The organism is Bradyrhizobium sp. UFLA05-112 (assembly GCF_053572325.1).
This window is the reverse complement of sequence record NZ_JBANBK010000023.1, coordinates 29,170-45,996: the sequence shown is the minus strand read 5'-3', so window position 1 is coordinate 45,996 and position 16,827 is coordinate 29,170. Positions and strand designations below refer to the sequence as shown.

General features: G+C 63.7%; 15 protein-coding genes. 7 read left to right on the top strand and 8 right to left on the bottom strand.

Annotated elements, in window-relative coordinates; genetic code table 11:
* Positions 1–78: 78 nt before the first annotated feature.
* The 3 genes from SO180_RS15810 (at position 79) to SO180_RS15800 (ending at position 4,585) form a co-directional block, all read left to right on the top strand.
* Entirely contained in the window at positions 79–2,421 is a 2,343-nt protein-coding gene (locus SO180_RS15810; RefSeq protein ID WP_449379765.1) for a xanthine dehydrogenase family protein molybdopterin-binding subunit, read from the top strand.
* A 15-nt stretch (positions 2,422–2,436) separates the two neighbouring features.
* Positions 2,437–3,237: an FAD binding domain-containing protein gene (locus tag SO180_RS15805; RefSeq protein ID WP_449379764.1), complete on the top strand. Its 801-nt coding sequence runs from the start codon at positions 2,437–2,439 to the stop codon at positions 3,235–3,237.
* A gap of 211 nt (positions 3,238–3,448) precedes the next feature.
* Positions 3,449–4,585, top strand: coding sequence for a CaiB/BaiF CoA transferase family protein (locus SO180_RS15800; RefSeq protein WP_449379763.1), 1,137 nt, complete (start codon positions 3,449–3,451; stop codon positions 4,583–4,585).
* 118 nt (positions 4,586–4,703) lie between these two features.
* Here the strand turns inward: SO180_RS15800 and hppD are convergent, their stop codons facing one another.
* Positions 4,704–5,822 (bottom strand): 4-hydroxyphenylpyruvate dioxygenase, encoded by a 1,119-nt coding sequence (gene hppD, locus SO180_RS15795; RefSeq protein WP_449379762.1) that lies wholly within the window; start codon positions 5,820–5,822, stop codon positions 4,704–4,706.
* 121 nt (positions 5,823–5,943) lie between these two features.
* On the opposite strand from hppD, the gene SO180_RS15790 reads away from it, so the two are divergent.
* Together SO180_RS15790 and SO180_RS15785 are read left to right on the top strand one after the other, a co-directional pair.
* Entirely contained in the window at positions 5,944–6,423 is a 480-nt protein-coding gene (locus SO180_RS15790; RefSeq protein WP_449379761.1) for an Lrp/AsnC family transcriptional regulator, read from the top strand.
* 131 nt (positions 6,424–6,554) lie between these two features.
* Positions 6,555–6,866: a DUF1272 domain-containing protein gene (locus SO180_RS15785; RefSeq protein WP_449379760.1), complete on the top strand. Its 312-nt coding sequence runs from the start codon at positions 6,555–6,557 to the stop codon at positions 6,864–6,866.
* A 124-nt stretch (positions 6,867–6,990) separates the two neighbouring features.
* Here the strand turns inward: SO180_RS15785 and fahA are convergent, their stop codons facing one another.
* The 5 genes from fahA to SO180_RS15760 form a co-directional block, all read right to left on the bottom strand.
* Positions 6,991–8,262 carry a fumarylacetoacetase gene (gene fahA, locus SO180_RS15780; RefSeq protein WP_449379759.1) on the bottom strand — a complete coding sequence of 424 codons (1,272 nt, stop codon included), beginning with the start codon at positions 8,260–8,262 and terminating at the stop codon, positions 6,991–6,993.
* Positions 8,263–8,373: 111 nt separating this feature from the next.
* Entirely contained in the window at positions 8,374–9,720 is a 1,347-nt protein-coding gene (gene hmgA / locus SO180_RS15775) for a homogentisate 1,2-dioxygenase (RefSeq protein ID WP_449379758.1), read from the bottom strand.
* 2 nt (positions 9,721–9,722) lie between these two features.
* Positions 9,723–10,679 (bottom strand): MBL fold metallo-hydrolase, encoded by a 957-nt coding sequence (locus tag SO180_RS15770; RefSeq protein WP_449379757.1) that lies wholly within the window; start codon positions 10,677–10,679, stop codon positions 9,723–9,725.
* A 19-nt stretch (positions 10,680–10,698) separates the two neighbouring features.
* Positions 10,699–10,923, bottom strand: coding sequence for a DUF2783 domain-containing protein (locus SO180_RS15765; protein ID WP_449379756.1), 225 nt, complete (start codon positions 10,921–10,923; stop codon positions 10,699–10,701).
* Between the two features lie 11 nt (positions 10,924–10,934).
* Positions 10,935–12,548, bottom strand: coding sequence for an FAD-dependent oxidoreductase (locus tag SO180_RS15760; RefSeq protein ID WP_449379755.1), 1,614 nt, complete (start codon positions 12,546–12,548; stop codon positions 10,935–10,937).
* A gap of 109 nt (positions 12,549–12,657) precedes the next feature.
* Here SO180_RS15760 and SO180_RS15755 point away from each other — a divergent pair, with 109 nt between their 5' ends.
* A complete protein-coding gene (locus SO180_RS15755) occupies positions 12,658–13,200 on the top strand; it encodes a MarR family winged helix-turn-helix transcriptional regulator (RefSeq protein ID WP_449379754.1) in 543 nt (180 codons plus the stop codon).
* A gap of 108 nt (positions 13,201–13,308) precedes the next feature.
* Here the strand turns inward: SO180_RS15755 and SO180_RS15750 are convergent, their stop codons facing one another.
* Both SO180_RS15750 and SO180_RS15745 read right to left on the bottom strand, forming a co-directional pair.
* Entirely contained in the window at positions 13,309–13,815 is a 507-nt protein-coding gene (locus SO180_RS15750) for an ATP-binding protein (RefSeq protein ID WP_449379753.1), read from the bottom strand.
* Between the two features lie 261 nt (positions 13,816–14,076).
* A complete protein-coding gene (locus tag SO180_RS15745; RefSeq protein ID WP_449379752.1) occupies positions 14,077–14,883 on the bottom strand; it encodes an N-acyl homoserine lactonase family protein in 807 nt (268 codons plus the stop codon).
* A gap of 351 nt (positions 14,884–15,234) precedes the next feature.
* Here SO180_RS15745 and SO180_RS15740 point away from each other — a divergent pair, with 351 nt between their 5' ends.
* The gene (locus SO180_RS15740; RefSeq protein WP_449379751.1) at positions 15,235–16,806 is read left to right on the top strand and encodes a caspase family protein; all 1,572 of its coding nucleotides are present in this window, start codon (positions 15,235–15,237) and stop codon (positions 16,804–16,806) included.
* Positions 16,807–16,827: the final 21 nt, after the last annotated feature.

The following is a 16,827-nucleotide window of genomic DNA, read 5'->3' as shown; positions in this document are numbered from 1 at the left end:
ACCTCGCCTCAATCGAACAACCGCCGCAGCTTTCGATGGAAAGCGCGGTCAAACAAATTCCGGTCGGGAGGACAGGACATGGGTGTTGAAGGCATTGGCGCAAGCGTTGTGCGCAAGGAAGACAAGCGTTTCATTACCGGCAAGGGCCGGTATGTCGACGACGTCAAGCTACCGGGCATGACCTATGCCCATTTCATCCGCAGCCCCCACGCGCATGCCAAGGTGAAGGGCATCGATGCCGCCGCGGCGCTGAAGCTGCCGGGCGTGGTCGCCGTGCTGACCGGCAAAGAGATCGTCGACGACAAGGTCGGCAACCTCATCTGCGGCTGGGCCATCACCTCCAAGGATGGCAGCCCGATGAAGATGGGCGCGTGGCCCGCGATGGCGCCAGAGACCGTGCGCTTCGTCGGCCAGGCCGTCGCGGTCGTGATCGCCGAAAGCAAGAACCTCGCACGCGACGCCGCCGAAGCCGTGGTGGTGGATTACGAGGAACTGCCCGCTGTCGCGAACGTGACCGACGCGATCAAGGCCGGCGCACCTCAACTCCATCCCGAAGCACCCGGCAACCAGATCTATGACTGGGTTATCGGCGACGAGAATGCGGTGAACGCCGCATTTGCGAAGGCGGCCAATGTGGTGAAGCTTGACCTCACCAACAACCGCCTCGCGCCGAACCCGATGGAGCCGCGCTCGGCGGTCGCCGATTACGATACGGCCGAAGAGCATTTCACGCTCTATACGACCTCGCAGAACCCGCACGTCGCGCGCCTCGTGCTGTCGGCCTTCTACAACATCGCGCCCGAGCACAAGCTGCGCGTGATTGCACCGGACGTCGGCGGCGGCTTCGGCTCCAAGATCTACATCTATCCCGAAGAGATGGTGGCGCTGTGGGCGTCGAAGAAGACCGGCCGTCCGGTGAAGTGGACCGGCGACCGCACCGAGGCCTTCCTCACCGATGCGCATGGCCGCGACCACGTCACGCATGCGGAGATGGCGTTCGATGCGAACAACAAGATCACTGGCCTCAAGGTGAAGACCTACGCCAATTTCGGCGCCTATATGTCGCTGTTCTCCTCGGCAGTGCCGACCTATCTCTACGCGACGCTGCTGTCGGGCCAGTACGACATCCCGGCGATCCATGCCGAGGTGATCGCCGTCTACACCAACACCACGCCGGTCGACGCCTATCGCGGCGCGGGCCGACCCGAGGCGAGCTACCTGATCGAGCGAATGATGGAGACGGCGGCGCGGCAACTGAATGTCGATCCGGCCGCACTGCGCAAGACGAATTTCATCACGCAGTTCCCGCACCAGACGCCGGTCATCATGGCCTACGACACCGGCGACTTTAACGCCTCGCTCGATGCGGCGATGAAGGCGATCGACTATGCCGGCTTCGCGGGCCGCAAGGCGCAAGCGAAGTCGGAAGGCAAGCTGCGTGGGATCGGCGTCTCCTGCTACATCGAGGCCTGCGGCATTGCACCCTCGAAGGCCGTGGGCAGCTTAGGTGCCGGCGTCGGCCTGTGGGAATCGGCGGAGGTGCGCGTCAACCCGGTCGGCACCATCGAGGTGCTGACCGGCTCGCACAGCCACGGCCAGGGCCATGAGACAGCGTTCGCTCAGCTCATTTCAGAACGCCTGGGGGTTCCCATCAGCCAGGTCTCGATCATCCATGGCGACACCGACAAGGTGCAGTTCGGCATGGGCACCTATGGCTCGCGCTCTGCGGCCGTCGGTCTCACCGCGATCCTGAAAGCCGTGGAGAAGGTCGAGTCCAAGGCCAAGAAGATCGCTGCGCATCAGCTGGAAGCCTCGGAAGCCGACATCGTCATCGAGAACGGTGAGTTCAAGGTGACCGGCACCGACAAGAAGATCGCGCTGCCGATGGTCGCCCTCGCGGCCTACACCGCGCACAACCTGCCTGACGGGATGGAGCCGGGCCTGAAGGAAAGCGCCTTCTACGACCCCTCCAACTTCACCTTCCCGGCCGGCGCCTATATCTGCGAGCTTGAGGTCGATCCCGGCACCGGCAAGACGTCGTTCGTCAATTTCGTGGCGGCCGACGATTTCGGCCGGCTGATCAACCCGATGATCGTGGAGGGCCAGGTCCATGGCGGCCTTGCGCAAGGCATCGGGCAGGCACTGCTCGAGCACGCGGTCTATGACGCCAACGGACAGCCGATCACGGCGTCGTTCATGGATTACACCATGCCACGCGCCGATGACCTGCCGTCGTTCAAGCTCAGCCACACCACGACGCTCTGCCCGGGTAATCCCTTGGGCATCAAGGGCTGCGGCGAGGCCGGCGCGATCGGCGCGTCCGCTGCCGTGATCAACGCGATCACGGATGCGATCGGCAAGAACAATCTCGAAATGCCCGCGACCCCTGATCGGGTGTGGCGCACGATCCACGCGGCTTGAGAAGGAGGAACGAAGATGTACCAGACCACTTATCATCGTGCCTCCTCTGTGGATGAGGCCGCCGCGCTGTTCGCCAAGGGCAGCGAGGCAAAATATCTCTCCGGCGGCCAGACGCTGCTGCCAGTGATGAAGCAGCGGCTCGCCAGCCCCTCTGACGTGATCGACCTTGCGAAAATCAAGGAGCTGATCGGCGTTGAAGCCGCCGGCGACACGCTGACCATCAAGGCCGCAACGCCGCATTACGACGTCGCGACCAGCGACGCCGCGAAGAAGGCGATCCCGGCGGTTGCGTACCTGGCCTCGCTGATCGGCGATCCCGCCGTGCGCTATCGCGGCACGATCGGCGGCTCGCTCGCCAACAACGATCCCGCCGCCGATTATCCGGCGGCAGTGCTGGCGCTGGGTGCGACGATCAAGACCAACAAGCGTTCGATCGCGGCGGATGACTACTTCAAGGGCCTGTTTTCGACCGCCCTCGAGGACGGCGAGATCATCACCGCCGTCTCGTTCCCGGTTCCGGCGAAGGCGGGTTACGCCAAGTTCCCGCATCCGGCCTCGCGCTTCGCACTGACCGGTGTGTTCGTTGCCCAGACCAAGTCGGGCGACATCCGCGTTGCCGTGACCGGCGCCTCGCAGAGCGGCGTGATGCGGGCCGGCGCCATCGAAGCCGCGCTGAAGGCGAACTGGGCGGCGAGCGCGATCGACGGTGTGACGATCCCGTCGAGCGGGCTGTTGTCGGACCTGCATGGCTCATCCGAGTACCGTGCCAATCTGATCAAGGTGATGGCGCAGCGCGCAGTTGCTGCGGCGGGCTGATCGCAATCGCGCTTTAGCTACTCAACACAAATTTTCCGCGGCGCGCAGCAATGCGCGCCGCTTTTATTATGCGCCCATGCATCAAAAGCGCTTGCCTCGTCAGGTCGAAGGCGGGAAAACTTAATCAACCAATTAACTCGTCCACAGAGGAACGTGCAAAAGGGGTGCTGCTTCTCGCACACCCGTCTTGCGACCCCGGGGAAACAACAACGTGCTCGATCAATCAGCCCAGGAAACTGCCCAGGAAAAATCAGAAGGCTCCTCCGTCGGCGTCTCCGGCCCGCTCGCAGGTTTCCGCATCGTCGAATTCGCCGGCATTGGCCCCGGCCCGTTCGCCTGCATGCTGCTCGCCGACATGGGCGCCGAGGTCGTCACGCTCGATCGCGTCGGTGCGAGGAAGAGCATGAAGTCGGTGGCAGGCCGCGGCCGCAAGGTGATCGAGCTCGACCTGAAGGACCAGGCGGCGATCGCGCAGGTGCTCGACCTGCTCAGCCACGCCGACGCGCTGATCGAAGGCTTTCGTCCCGGCGTGATGGAGCGGCTCGGTCTCGGCCCCGATGTCGTGCTCGCGCGCAGTCCAAAACTCGTCTACGGCCGCATGACCGGCTGGGGTCAGGAAGGTCCGCTGGCGAATGCCGCGGGCCACGACATCAACTACATCTCCATCACCGGTGCGCTGGCGGCGATCGGCACGAAGGAGGCGCCGGTACCGCCGCTCAACCTCGTCGGCGATTTCGGCGGCGGCGCGCTTTACCTCGTGGTCGGCGTGCTCGCAGCGCTGCTGGAGGCGCAAAAGTCAGGCAAGGGCCAGGTGGTCGACGCGGCGATGTGCGACGGTGCGGCGTCGCTGATGTCGTTCTTCTTCGACATGACCGCGATGGGCCGCTGGACCGAAGGCCGCGACCAGAACTTTCTCGACGGCGGCGCGCATTTCTACGGCGTCTACGAATGCGCCTGTGGCCATTTCATCTCGATCGGCTCGATCGAGCCGCAATTCTACGCGCTGCTGCGCCAGCACGCCAAACTCACCGACGCCGATTTCGAGGCGCAGATGGATCGCAAGGCCTGGCCGGCGCTGAAGGAGAAATTGAAGGCCGTCTTCAAGAGCAAGACCCGCGAGGACTGGTGCAGCATCATGGAAGGCACCGACATCTGCTTCGCGCCCGTACTGACGATGTCGGAGGCGACACGGCATCCGCACATGGTCGCACGCAACGTCTTCGTCGAACGCCATGGTGTGAAGCAGCCGGGACCGGCGCCGCGGTTTTTGCGCACGCCGTCAGCGGTTCGCGACCCTGAGGCTGCGGAGATCGGCGCGGTGGCAAGCGCGTGGAAGGCGAGCCGGTAGCAACGGCCTCGCAGGGTGGGCAAAGGCGCGTAGCGCCGTGCCCACCATCCAACCAGGATTGCGAGAGAAGCGGTGGGCACGCTTACGCTTTGCTCACCCTACAGCTACGGCAGCGTGCTTACGCCGCGTTGTCCACCTTCAGCACGCCGCGGCGGATCTGGTCTTCCTCGATCGATTCGAACAACGCCTTGAAATTGCCCTCGCCAAAGCCATCGTCGCCCTTGCGCTGGATGAACTCGAAGAAGATCGGGCCGATCGCGTTGGCGGAGAAGATCTGGAGCAGCACCTTGGTCTGGCCGCCGTCGACGACGCCCTCGCCGTCGATCAAGATGCCGTTGCGCTGCAATCGCGCGACGTCCTCACCGTGCTTGGGCAGCCGCGTATCGACCTTCTCGAAATAGGTGTCGGGCGGTGACGGCATGAAGGGCAGGCCGGCCTCACGCAGGCCCTCGATCGTGCCGTGGATCTCGTGGCAGCCGCAGGCGATGTGCTGGATGCCTTCGCCGCGATAGATCTTCAGATACTCCTCGATCTGTCCGGAATCGCCGGCATCCTCGTTGATGGGAATGCGGATCTTGCCGTCGGGGCTGGTCAGCGCCCGCGAGAACAGGCCTGAGGCGCGACCCTCGATGTCGAAGAAGCGGATCTGGCGGAAGTTGAAGAGCTTTTCGTAGAAGCCGGCCCAGACATCCATGCGGCCGCGATGGACGTTGTGGGTGAGATGGTCGAGATAGAACAGGCCGGCCCCATGGGGCCGCGGATCGCGCGCGCCAAGCCATTCGAACTCGGAATCATAGGCCGAGCCCTTCGCGCCATAGCGATCGACGAGATACAGCAGGCTGCCGCCGATGCCCTTGATCGCGGGCACATCCAGCGTCTTCTGCGCGGACGTGACGTCCGCCGGCTCGGCACCGAGCGCGATCGCGCGGTCGTAGGCCGCTTGCGCATCGACCACGCGGAACGCCATCGACGGTGCGCACGGCCCGTGCGCGGCGACGAAATCGAAGCCATGCGTGCCGGGCTGCTCGTTGACGAGGTAGTTGATGTCGCCCTGGCGATAGACCGTGATTGTCTTGGTCTTGTGGCGCGCGACGGGCGCAAAGCCCATCAGCTTGAACAGCGCGTGCAGCTCTTGCGGATTGGGATGGGCATATTCGACGAATTCGAACCCGTCGGTGCCCATCGGATTGTCGGCGCTGATGGTGGCGGGCGGTGCATCGTGCGGAAACGGACCCATTGGCGATCTCTCCCGGATTGTTCGCCTGAACTATCCTTCATGGGGCGCGCAATGGGCGTGCAAACGGGACCCATTTCCGGTATTGTATGCACGGTTTGTGCATGAAATGGACAAATGACGCATGATCCAGATAGATGCCTTCGATCTCAAGATCCTGACCGCGCTGCAGGACGACGGCCGCCTCACCAACCAGGAGCTCGCCGATCTCGCGGCCCTCTCGGCCTCGCAATGCTCGCGGCGGCGCATGCGGCTCGAGGAGGAGAAGGTGATCGCGGGCTATCATGCCGACCTCTCCAGCGAGGCGCTCGGCTTCGGCGTCGTCGCCTTCATCCAGGTGACGCTGGCGACGCACTCGCCCGACAATGCCAAGCGATTCCGCACCCTCGTCGGCCGCATCGACGAGATCCAGGAGGCCTATTCACTCACCGGCGATGCCGACTATGTGCTGAAGGCCGTGCTGCGCGATCTCAAGGGCCTCTCCAACCTCGTCAACGACGTGCTGATGCCGCACCAGAGCGTGGCGCATGTGCGCTCCTCGATCGTGCTCGACCGCCTGAAGGAAAGCTCGCGGCTGCCGTTGAAAGGGCTCGCACCTGGCTGAAATCGAGGGAAATGCGGCATTCGCGCATGGTGCGCGATCTGCGATGATCGATGCCGACCTAATTGTTTGAGCATGATCTTTTCGGAAAACCGCTGCACACTTTTGCGGATCATGCTCCGGGAGATTGCGTCATGGCCCTGCAGCTTCGGCCGAACTGCGAATATTGCGACTGCGACCTGCCGCCGAATGCTGCGAACGCGCGGATCTGCTCGTATGAATGCACGTTCTGTGCAGACTGCGTGGAGACGAAACTCTTCAATGTCTGTCCGAACTGCGGCGGTGGTTTCACGCCGCGCCCGATCCGGCCCGCCAAGGAATGGCGGCCGGGCGTGTGCGTGGCCAAGCACGTGCCGTCAGACAAGCGGGTGCATTTGAAGTACAGCCCGGAGGATGTCGCGGCGCATTGCGCAAGGATTCGCGGCGTACCGCCGGCGGAGCGCTGAACTCGTAGGGTGGGCAAAGGCGCGTCAGCGCCGTGCCCACCATCTCTCCGCGAATGCAGCAGACGTGGTGGGCACGGCGCGCGAAGAGCGCGCCTTTGCCCACCCTACAATTCGTGGCGCCGTCCTATTCCGCCGGAAGAATCGTCCCCTCGACCTCGCCGAAGCCGACGCGGTAGCCGTCGCCCTGGCACCAGCCGCGCATCACGAGGCTGTCGCCATCCTCCAGGAACGAACGTTTGGTGCCGCCGGGCAATTCCACGGGCTCGGTGCCATTCCAGGAAATCTCCAGCAGGCTGCCGCGCTGGTTCTTCTCCGGCCCTGATATCGTGCCGCTCCCCAGGAGATCGCCGACATTCATCGCGCAGCCTGAGGAGGCGTGGTGCATCAATTGCTGGACCGAGGACCAGTACATGTACTTGAAATTGGTGCGGCTGATGCTGGCGGGCGCGTTCGTGCCGGCGGCGCGCAAGGAGACGTCGAGCTCGACATCATAGTTCTGCGGCCGGGCTTGCGCGAGATAATCGAGTGGCGCCGGGCTCTGCTCGGGACCTTTAGTGCGGAACGGCTCCAGCGCCTCGCGCGTCACCACCCACGGGCTGATCGAGGTCGCGAAGGCCTTTGCGAGGAACGGGCCGAGCGGCACATATTCCCATTGCTGGATGTCGCGGGCGCTCCAGTCGTTGAGCAGCACGAAGCCGAAAATCATCTCCTCGGCCTGTTGCTCGCTGAGCATGCCGCCCATCGGCGACGGCTGTCCGATGACGACGCCCATCTCCAGTTCGAAATCGAGCCGCTTGCAGGCTGCGAAGCTCGGTACCTCGACATTCGGCGGCTTCAACTGCCCCCGCGGCCGCCTCACCTTGGTGCCGCTGACGACGACGGTCGAGGCGCGTCCGTTATAGCCGATCGGCATGTAGAGCCAGTTCGGCTGCAGCGCGTTGTCCTTGCCGCGGAACATCACGCCGACATTGGTGGCGTGCTCCTTCGACGAGTAGAAATCGGTGTAGCCGGAAACCGCGAATGGCAGATGCAGCCGCACGTCGCGCATCGGCAGCAGAGCCTGCTTGCGCAGCTCCTCGTTGTCGCGCAGCTCCGGATGGTCGTGGCGGAGCAGCTCACTGATCCGCGCCCGCGTCTTTGCCCAGACTTTTGGCCCCAGCGCCATGAACGGATTGAGCGACGGCGCCGAGAACACGCCGAGCGGGCCGACATCCAGGCGGGAGTCCTGCTCGAGCTCCCAGAGGTCGAGCACGTAGTCGCCGATCGCAACGCCGACGCGCGGCGCCGGATAGGCCGCGGTCGAGAACACACCATAGGGGAGGTTCTGGATCGGGAAGTCGGAGGAGGGATCGACGTCGATGAAGGAGCGGAGGCTGGGGTCGTTGGGGTGGGGCACTCATTTCTCCAATCGGAAAATCGTCGTGCCCGGGCTTGACCCGGGCATCCATCACCTCGAAGAGTGATGGATCGCCGGGTCAAGCCCGGCGATGACGAGCAAAACAAATCATCACAGCCTGTTCGGATCGAAGCGCTTCTCCAGGCCTTTCCAGCAATCGGCATAATCGTCCTGCAACATCGACGACTTCGCGGCATGCGCGGTGACGCGCTGGGGGTAGCGGGTCTCGAACATGAAGGCGAGCGTGCCGGTGAGCTTGACCGGCTTGAGCTCGCCGTTGCTGGCGTGATCGAAGGCGTCGCGGTCGGGGCCGTGCGGCAGCATGCAATTGTGGAGCGAGATACCGCCCGGCACAAACCCTTGCGGCTTGGCATCGTAGACGCCGTACACCAGCCCCATGAACTCGCTCATGATGTTCATGTGATACCAGGGCGGCCGGAAGGTGTTGTCCGCGACCATCCAGCGTTCCGGAAAGATGACGAAGTCGATATTCGCCGTGCCCGCCGTCTCCGACGGCGAGGTCAGCACCGTGAAGATCGAGGGATCGGGATGGTCGAAGGCGATCGCGCCGACCGGCGAGAAGGTGCGCAAATCGTATTTGTACGGCGCGTAATTGCCGTGCCAGGCGACCACGTCGATCGGCGAATGGGCTAGCTGCGTCTTGAACAGCGAGCCGCCCCATTTGACGTAGAGCTCGGTCGGCGTGTCCTTGTCTTCGTAGCAGGCGACCGGCGTCAGGAAGTCGCGCGCATTGGCAAGGCAATTGGCGCCGATCGGCCCACGCTCGGGCAGCGTGAAGGCGCCGCCATAGTTTTCGCAGAGGTACCCGCGGGCCGGACCGTTCGGAATCTCCACGCGGAATTTTACGCCGCGCGGGATCACCACGATCTCGCCGGGCTCGGCGTCGATGCGGCCGAACTCGGTGACGAGACGAAGATTGCCCTGCTGGAGCACGAACATCAGCTCGCCGTCGGCATTGTAGAAATGCTGGTCCACCATCGATTTGGTGATGAGGTAGACGTGCGCGGCCATGCCGGCCTGCGTATTGACGTCGCCGGCTGTCGTCATGGTCTGCACGCCCCCAAGGAACGTCACCTCCTCCTGCGGGATCGGCGTCGGGTCCCAGCGCAATTGCGCGATCGGCAGGTCGTATTCATGACACGGCGCCGAGCGCCACAGTCCGGCGTCGACTTTCTCAAAGCGTCCCGAATGCTTGACTGACGGGCGGATGCGATAGAGCCAGGAGCGCTCATTGGTGCCGCGCGGCGCGGTGAAGGGCGAGCCTGACAATTGCTCGGCGTAGAGCCCATAGGCGCAGCGCTGCGGCGAGTTGCGCCCCATCGGCAGCGCGCCCGGCAGCGCCTCCGTTTCAAAGCTGTTGCCGAAGCCGGACATGTAGCCCGGCGTGACCTGGGCCGTGCTGCGAACGATCTGGTCAGGCGAGGTATTGACGTTCATGACTATCCTCCTCCTTGCAAGGCAGCCCACATCTCCTGGTCGCGCTTGTCGGTCCAGATCACGGGGTCGTCGATCCCGGACGCCTCGTCAAAGGCGCGCGACACGTTGAACGGCAGGCAGTGCTCGTAGATGGCAAAGCTCGAAAACTTGGGATCCATCACCTCGCGCGCTGCCGCCATCGTCTCCTTCAGCGTGCGGCCCTTGGCGACGGAGATTTCCGCCGCGCCATAGAGCGTGGTGACGAAGTCGCGTGTCATCGCGATCGCTTCGCGCGCGGTGGTGGTGCCTTTCAGCGCATCGCCGCGGCCCGGCGCGATCGCCTTGGGATTGAAGTTGCGGATCTCGGTCAGCGTCAGCGGCCATTCGCGCAAATGCGCGTCGCCGCAATAACAGGCCGAGTGGTATTCGATGAGATCGCCGGAGAACATCACCTCGGCATCCGGCACCCAGGCGACGATGTCGCCGGAGGTATGGCCGGCCCCGAGCTGCAGCAGCCGCACCTCGCGCTTGCCGAGATAGAGCGACATCTCGCCTTCGAAGGTGAGCGTCGGCCAGGTCAGCCCGGGAATGCTCTGCGCATCCTGGAATAGACGAGGAAATCGACCATACTCGGAATCCCAGTCCTGCTTGCCGCGCTCCTCGATCAGCCGATAGGTCTCCTGTGAGGCGACGATACCTTGCGCCTTGTAGGCGGATGCGCCGAGCACGCGCACGGCGTGATAATGCGACAGCACGACGTATTTGATCGGCTTGTCGGTGACCGTGCGCACGCGCTCGATCACCTTGTTCGCCATCGCCGGCGTTGCCTGCGCGTCGAACACCAGACAGCCGTCCTCACCGACGATGACGGCGGAGTTCGGATCGCCCTCGGCGGTGAAGGCATAGAGATCGGGACCGATCTCGGAGAAGGTGACCTTCTTCTCCGCGAGATCGCCGGTGGATGCGAAGTTCTTCGCCATCAGTTCGTTCCTTGCACGGTTATTGTTGTTGCTGTTGCTGCTGCTGGCCATCGACCATGCGGCGCCTGGCGAGCACGATCGCTTCCTTGAGCACCTCGATGTCGCCGATATGGTTGGCGAGGATCAGGACCAGAGCGGCATCAAAGTCTGCACTCTGCTCCTCCGTCAGACCGCGATGCGCCTCGACGATGGCGCGGAAGGCGTCATCAGGCCGCGCGAAGTTCGAGCTGGTGGAGAGAGCCATTCGCAAAACCTTCAATTCAAGCCTTGAGCGCGCGACAATGCCGCTGCGATTTTCGCTTGCGTTGGATGGCGGAATCGCGCTGCGACGTAGCCGTCGGGCCGCAGCAGATAGGCCGTGTCAGGCTCGGCGTCGTAGCGCTTCGCCAAGAGCCCGTCGGGGTCGATCAGTCCGTTCTCGCGGCCGATACGGATGTCCTTCAAGCCGTCGGGCAGCTCGATGGCCGCATCATTGCCAAACCCGAGCACGGCAAATCCCGTTCCACCCTTGCGGAACATATCGGTCAGATACGCGCCCTCGCCCGCACGCGTCGTGATCGGCGCATCCAGCATGGAACAGCCGGGACGCGGACCACCGCTCCACGGCTCCGCGTCGGCGGAGGACAGCGGCGAGTCATAGCTGCAAGGCACCGAGAGCCGACCGCCATTGACCATGCGCTTGCCGAACTCGGTTTCCTTCGCCAGCGACAGCACCGCCTTGCGCAGCCGCGCCTCCTGATGCGAGTTCGGCGCCATGAAATCCGTCGAGCGGGTCGATTCGCGGATGTTCTCGTCCGCCGCCATGCTGCGTTCGACGTGGTAGCTCTCGAGCAAGGTCACCGGCGATTGGCCGCGCAGCACCCGATCGAGCTTCCAGGACAGATTCTCTGCGTCCTCAAGCCCCGAATTGGCGCCGCGCGCGCCGAAGGGCGAGACCTGGTGCGCGGAGTCGCCGGCGAAGATCACGCGGCCATGGATGAAGCGATCCATACGCCGGCACTGGAATTTGTAAAGCGAGATCCATTCGAAATCGAACTGGTCGTGCCCAAGCATGCGCGCAATCCGCGGCCGCACGTTTTCCGGCTTCTTCTCGACGCTGGGGTCGGCATAGCGATTGAGCTGGAGGTCGATGCGCCAGACGTCGTCAGGCTGCTTGTGCAAGAGCGCCGAGCGCCCGGCATGAAACGGCGGATCGAACCAGAACCAGCGTTCGGTCGGGAATTCTGCGGTCATCTTGACGTCGGCGATCAGGAATTGATCCTCGAACACCTGGCCGGCGAATTCCGCACCGACCATCTGCCGCAGCGAGGAGCGCGCGCCGTCGCAGGCGACGACGTACTGCGCGGAGATGCGATAGGCGCCTTCGGGCGTCTCGATCGTCAGCACGGCGGAATCGTTGCGCTGCTCGAGCGCCGTCACCTTGTTGCGCCAGCGCAGGTCGATCTCCGACAGATCCCTAATGCGATCGACGAGATAGGCTTCGGCGTAATATTGCTGGAGGTTGATGAAGGCGGGCCGCTTGTGCCCCTCCTCCGGCAAGAGGTTGAACTGGTAGAGCTGGGACTCGCCGTGGAAGATCCTGCCGACGCTCCACACCACGCCCTTCTCGACCATGCGGTCGCCGACGCCGAGCCGATCCCAATATTCCAGCGAGCGTTTTGAAAAGCAGATCGCACGCGAGCCCTCGCCGATGCGATCCGCGTCATCCAGCAGCACCACGCGCTGGCCGCGCTGCGCCAGATCGATCGCAAGCGACAGCCCAACCGGCCCGGCACCCACGACCACGGTCGCGTGCTCGGCCGGAGTCTGGTCGGGGCGATCCTGGTCGGGGTGGCGGCGATAGCCGAACTGGGTTTTTGCCTGCGCCATGCGCTAACCTTTCGCTCTGGTCAGGAGGGGACTTATCTGCTAGATAGTCTCACGTGCAACTATCTTGGACCGGCGACCGCCGTCCGTCAACTGGCATTCGGAGCGATTTTTGACGAGGACATTGGGCGATACCGCGCTGAAGGCGAAGGAAGCGGAAGAGGCATCGCCGAAGCCCAAGGCGCGGCTCGATCTGTTCAAGTTCGTGCCGTTCCGCCTCAACCGGCTGGCGGCGGAGGTGAGCTCCGCGCTTGCGGTCGAGTACCAGGAGCAGCACGGGCTCGACATTCCGGCCTGGCGCGTGCTTGCCACGCTGGGCTTCCGCAACGACGCCTGTAGCGCGCAGTTCATCTCGCAATGCACCCGCACGCACAAATCCACGATCAGCCGCGCGGTCACTGCGCTGCTGCATGACGCCCTGATCGAGCGCGTCGAGAACGAAGCCGACCGCCGCGAATTCCGCCTGCAGCTCACGAAGAAGGGTCGCGCGCTCTATGAAGAGCTGTTCCCGCAATTGTTGCGGCGGGAGGACGAAATCCTCAGCTGCCTTTCCACGCAAGAGCGCAAGCAATTGTCGGCGCTGCTCGGCAAGATCGAGCAGAGTCTGGATCTGATCCAGACCAGCGAAGAGGCGGATGCCAAGCAGGCGTATTAGTACTCGTAAGCATGGGCGAAATCGCTCGGCACCTCGCTGAGATCTGCTGTCCGTGAGCGAACCCGGTTCGTCCGCAACGATCCCGGCGCTTTTGCCCCCGCCGCATTGTCAATTTCCCAGACGCTCGCAAACGTAACTAACGCTCTCTTCGATCGAAATCTTCGATGTGTCCAACAATTCGAATCCGCCCGCCTCGGCCTCGCGTCGAAGAAATTTTGCCCAATTCATCATCTCTGCATTGGCCAAATCCGGTTGGTTGCGCTCGCTACAAAGGCGATGCGTTCGGGTCGCATCGTCACAATGCACCAGCACTATGCGAGCCCGCGCAATTCCAGCAATTGCCAGCCCCTCCTTTATGAACGACAGGCGCATCTGGCCTTCAAACAGGATAGGATGAGCGTCAGGTTCGTTCGCGATCCGAACCAGCCACTCAATGGTCATCGCGCGCTGCCAACCGCCTCCGGACCCCCACCCCGCTAACCGTTCCTCTGGTGACGGCACACCAATGCTATCGAACAGGAACACGCGAGCCAGTTCGGGATGTTGCTGCTGTATCCTGTCTGCAATCGTCGTCTTGCCCGAGCCCGATGCACCTGTAAGGATGACTAGCCCCATAGTCGACTCACGCGCGACGACACTGCGCAATCATCGTTCGGCGCCATCATCGCCTTCTCTAAGTCCGCACGCATGGCAGTACCGTATTATACTCGACCGATTTACACAACTTACGCTTGCAACCCCAACTGGGGCCCGCATCCTTCGTGACGGCCGCTGCGCGGCCTCCTCAGGATGGGGGATTGAGAGCGGGGTTTCGCTCCCTCACCTCTTCATTCCGGGGCGCGACGAAGTCGCGAGCCCCGGAATGACGGAGATACATCACTTCACAAACGACCGCGTCGGCGGCAGATGCAGCGCCCAGGCATCGACCTTGTCGCTGGCGCGCGGATAGAGCTCGGTGACGAGTGGATCATGTCCGGGGATGAAGCGATCTGGATGACCGGCGAGGCGCTCGATCGTTTCCCAGCCTGCGGCCATGTCGCCGACATTGTAGACGATCGGGAACGGGCTGCGCCGCTGCAGATTGGCGTAGTAATGCGCGGCGTCGGAGGCGAGCACCACAGGCCCGCGCGCCGTCTCGACCCTGACGACCTGCAAGCCGTCGGAATGGCCGCCAACGCGGTGCACGGTCACGCCGGGCGCGACCTCGCCATCGCCCGCATAGAACGTGACGCGCTCGCCATAGACATGGCGCACCATCTGCGTGACGTGCTCGACCGAGAACGGATGTCGCAATAAGCCGTTGCATATGCAGCGGCCTGTCGCGTAAGCCATCTCGCGCTCCTGCAGATGGAAGCGCGCGTTCGGGAAGCGATCGAGATTGCCGGCGTGGTCGTAATGCAGATGCGTCACGATGATGTCGGCAATGGCTGATGCCTTGACGCCAAAGCGCTCCAGCGCGTCGACCGGATTGAGCGTCAGCTTGCGGGCGCGCAAGGACGCTTCCTCGGCGTTGAAGCCGGTATCGACGAGGATGTCGCGGCCCTGCCCTCGGATCAGCCAGACGAAATAGTCAAGATCCTGCGCGGCGCTCTCATGCGGGTCCGGCGACAGGAAGTTCATGTGGGGGGTGCGGGGCGACATCGTCGCGTAGCGCAGCGCGTAGACTTCGTAGAGGTTTCCCATGGTTGCACTTTTTTCGTTGAGGGGAGCCTGAAGATCACCAAGCCACCGCCGGACGCAAAGGTCAAACGCGCCTCGCGTGCGGCCGAGATGTGAGACCGATCACATTTTTGTCGCGATGGCTGCGCTAAGAGATATATCCGCCGGACCCTCCCCCTCCGATCGAGCAATGCCGTGACAGCCGCTTTGGCCCCTCCATCTTTCCCCAGCGTCGCGGTCAATTGTCGCGATAATGCCGTGTCTCCAAGCGGTTGACGCCCCCACCCCCCGGTTTGATAATGCAAATTGCGTAAGTTAAGGTCGCCGCGGCGCAAAGCTTGCGAACGGCGCCTTTTTGGCTGGACCGCGCTCGTTATGAAGATTCGCTTTCTTTCGCTTCTGCTCCCGATGTTCTGGGTCGTCCTGACCGCGCCATCCTTTGCCGCCGGCGACCGCTATGCGCTGGTCATCGGCAATGCCAAATACCCGGATGCCGACAGCCCGCTGAAGGAGCCGATCAACGACGCACGCGACGTCGCCGACGAGCTCAAGCATGACGGATTTACCGTCGATGTCGGCGAGAACCTGACCGGCGACGGCATGCGCCGCGCCTTCGACAAGCTCTATGGCAAGGTCAAGCCCGGCGCGGTCGTGCTGGTGTTCTACAGTGGCTTCGGCATCCAGTCGGCACGCCAGAGCTACATGATCCCGGTCGACGCCCAGATCTGGACCGAGTCCGACGTGCGCCGCGACGGCTTCAGCATCGAGACCGTGCTCGGCGAGATCAACACCCGCGGCGCGGGCGTCAAGATCGCGCTGATCGATGCCTCCCGGCGCAACCCGTTCGAGCGTCGGTTCCGCAGCTTCTCCGCGGGCCTCGCCCCCGTGATCGCGCCGAACGGCACGCTGGTGATGTATTCGGCGGCGTTGAGCTCGGTGACCTCGGATGCCGGTGGTGACCGCAGCCTGTTCGTCCAGGAGCTTTTGAAGGAAATCCGCGTCCCCGACCTGATGGCGGAGGAAACGCTGAACCGCACCAAGATGGGCGTCACCCGTGCCTCGCGCAACGAGCAGGTGCCGTGGATCTCGTCCTCGCTGGCCGAGGATTTCTCCTTCATTCCCGGCGCCGGCGGATCGCGGCCGACCGCCACGGCGCAGCCGCCGAACCCACCCGCGCCCACGCCGCCGGTGGTTGCCAACAACCCGCCGCCTGCGCCGACGCCTGCACAAACTCCGGCACAAACTCCCGCTGCCCCGGCACCGCCCGCCCCGCCGAAGCCGCAGGTCGAAGCAAATGTCGCTCCGCCTCCCGCTCCCGCGCCGGCTCCTGCGCCGTCACCGAAGCCGCAGGTTGAGGCGGCTATTCCCCCGCCGCAGCCGCCGGCGAAGCCGGCCGACGCCGGCACCAGCCCCAATACCGGCGACACCGGACCGAGCCAGGCCACGCTGGCCGACGATCCGACCATCAAGGGCCTGACCGCCAAGATTGCGGCCAACCCCGACGACGTGAACGCGCTGTACCGGCGGGGCCAGGTCTATGCCAGCAAGGGCGCCTATAACCTTGCGATCAAGGATTTCGACGATACGATCCGGATCAATCCCAAGGACGTCGAGGCCCTGAACAACCGTTGCTGGACCCGCACCGTGATCGGCGACCTCCAGGGCGCGCTGAAGGATTGCAACGAGGCCCTGCGGCTGCGCCCGAACTTCGTCGATGCGCTCGACAGCCGGGGCCTGGTCAACCTGAAATCCGGCGCGGTGAAGAACGCCATCGCGGATTTCGATGCGGCGCTGAAGATCAACCCGCGCCTGACCTCATCGCTTTATGGACGGGGCCTTGCCAAGCAGCGCAACGGCTCGGCCCCAGAAGGCGCGCTGGACATTGCGAACGCCAAGGCGATGGATCCGAACATCGTCCAGGAGTTTGCAAGCTACGGAGTCCGTTGATATTTTTTTGAGATTCGAGGC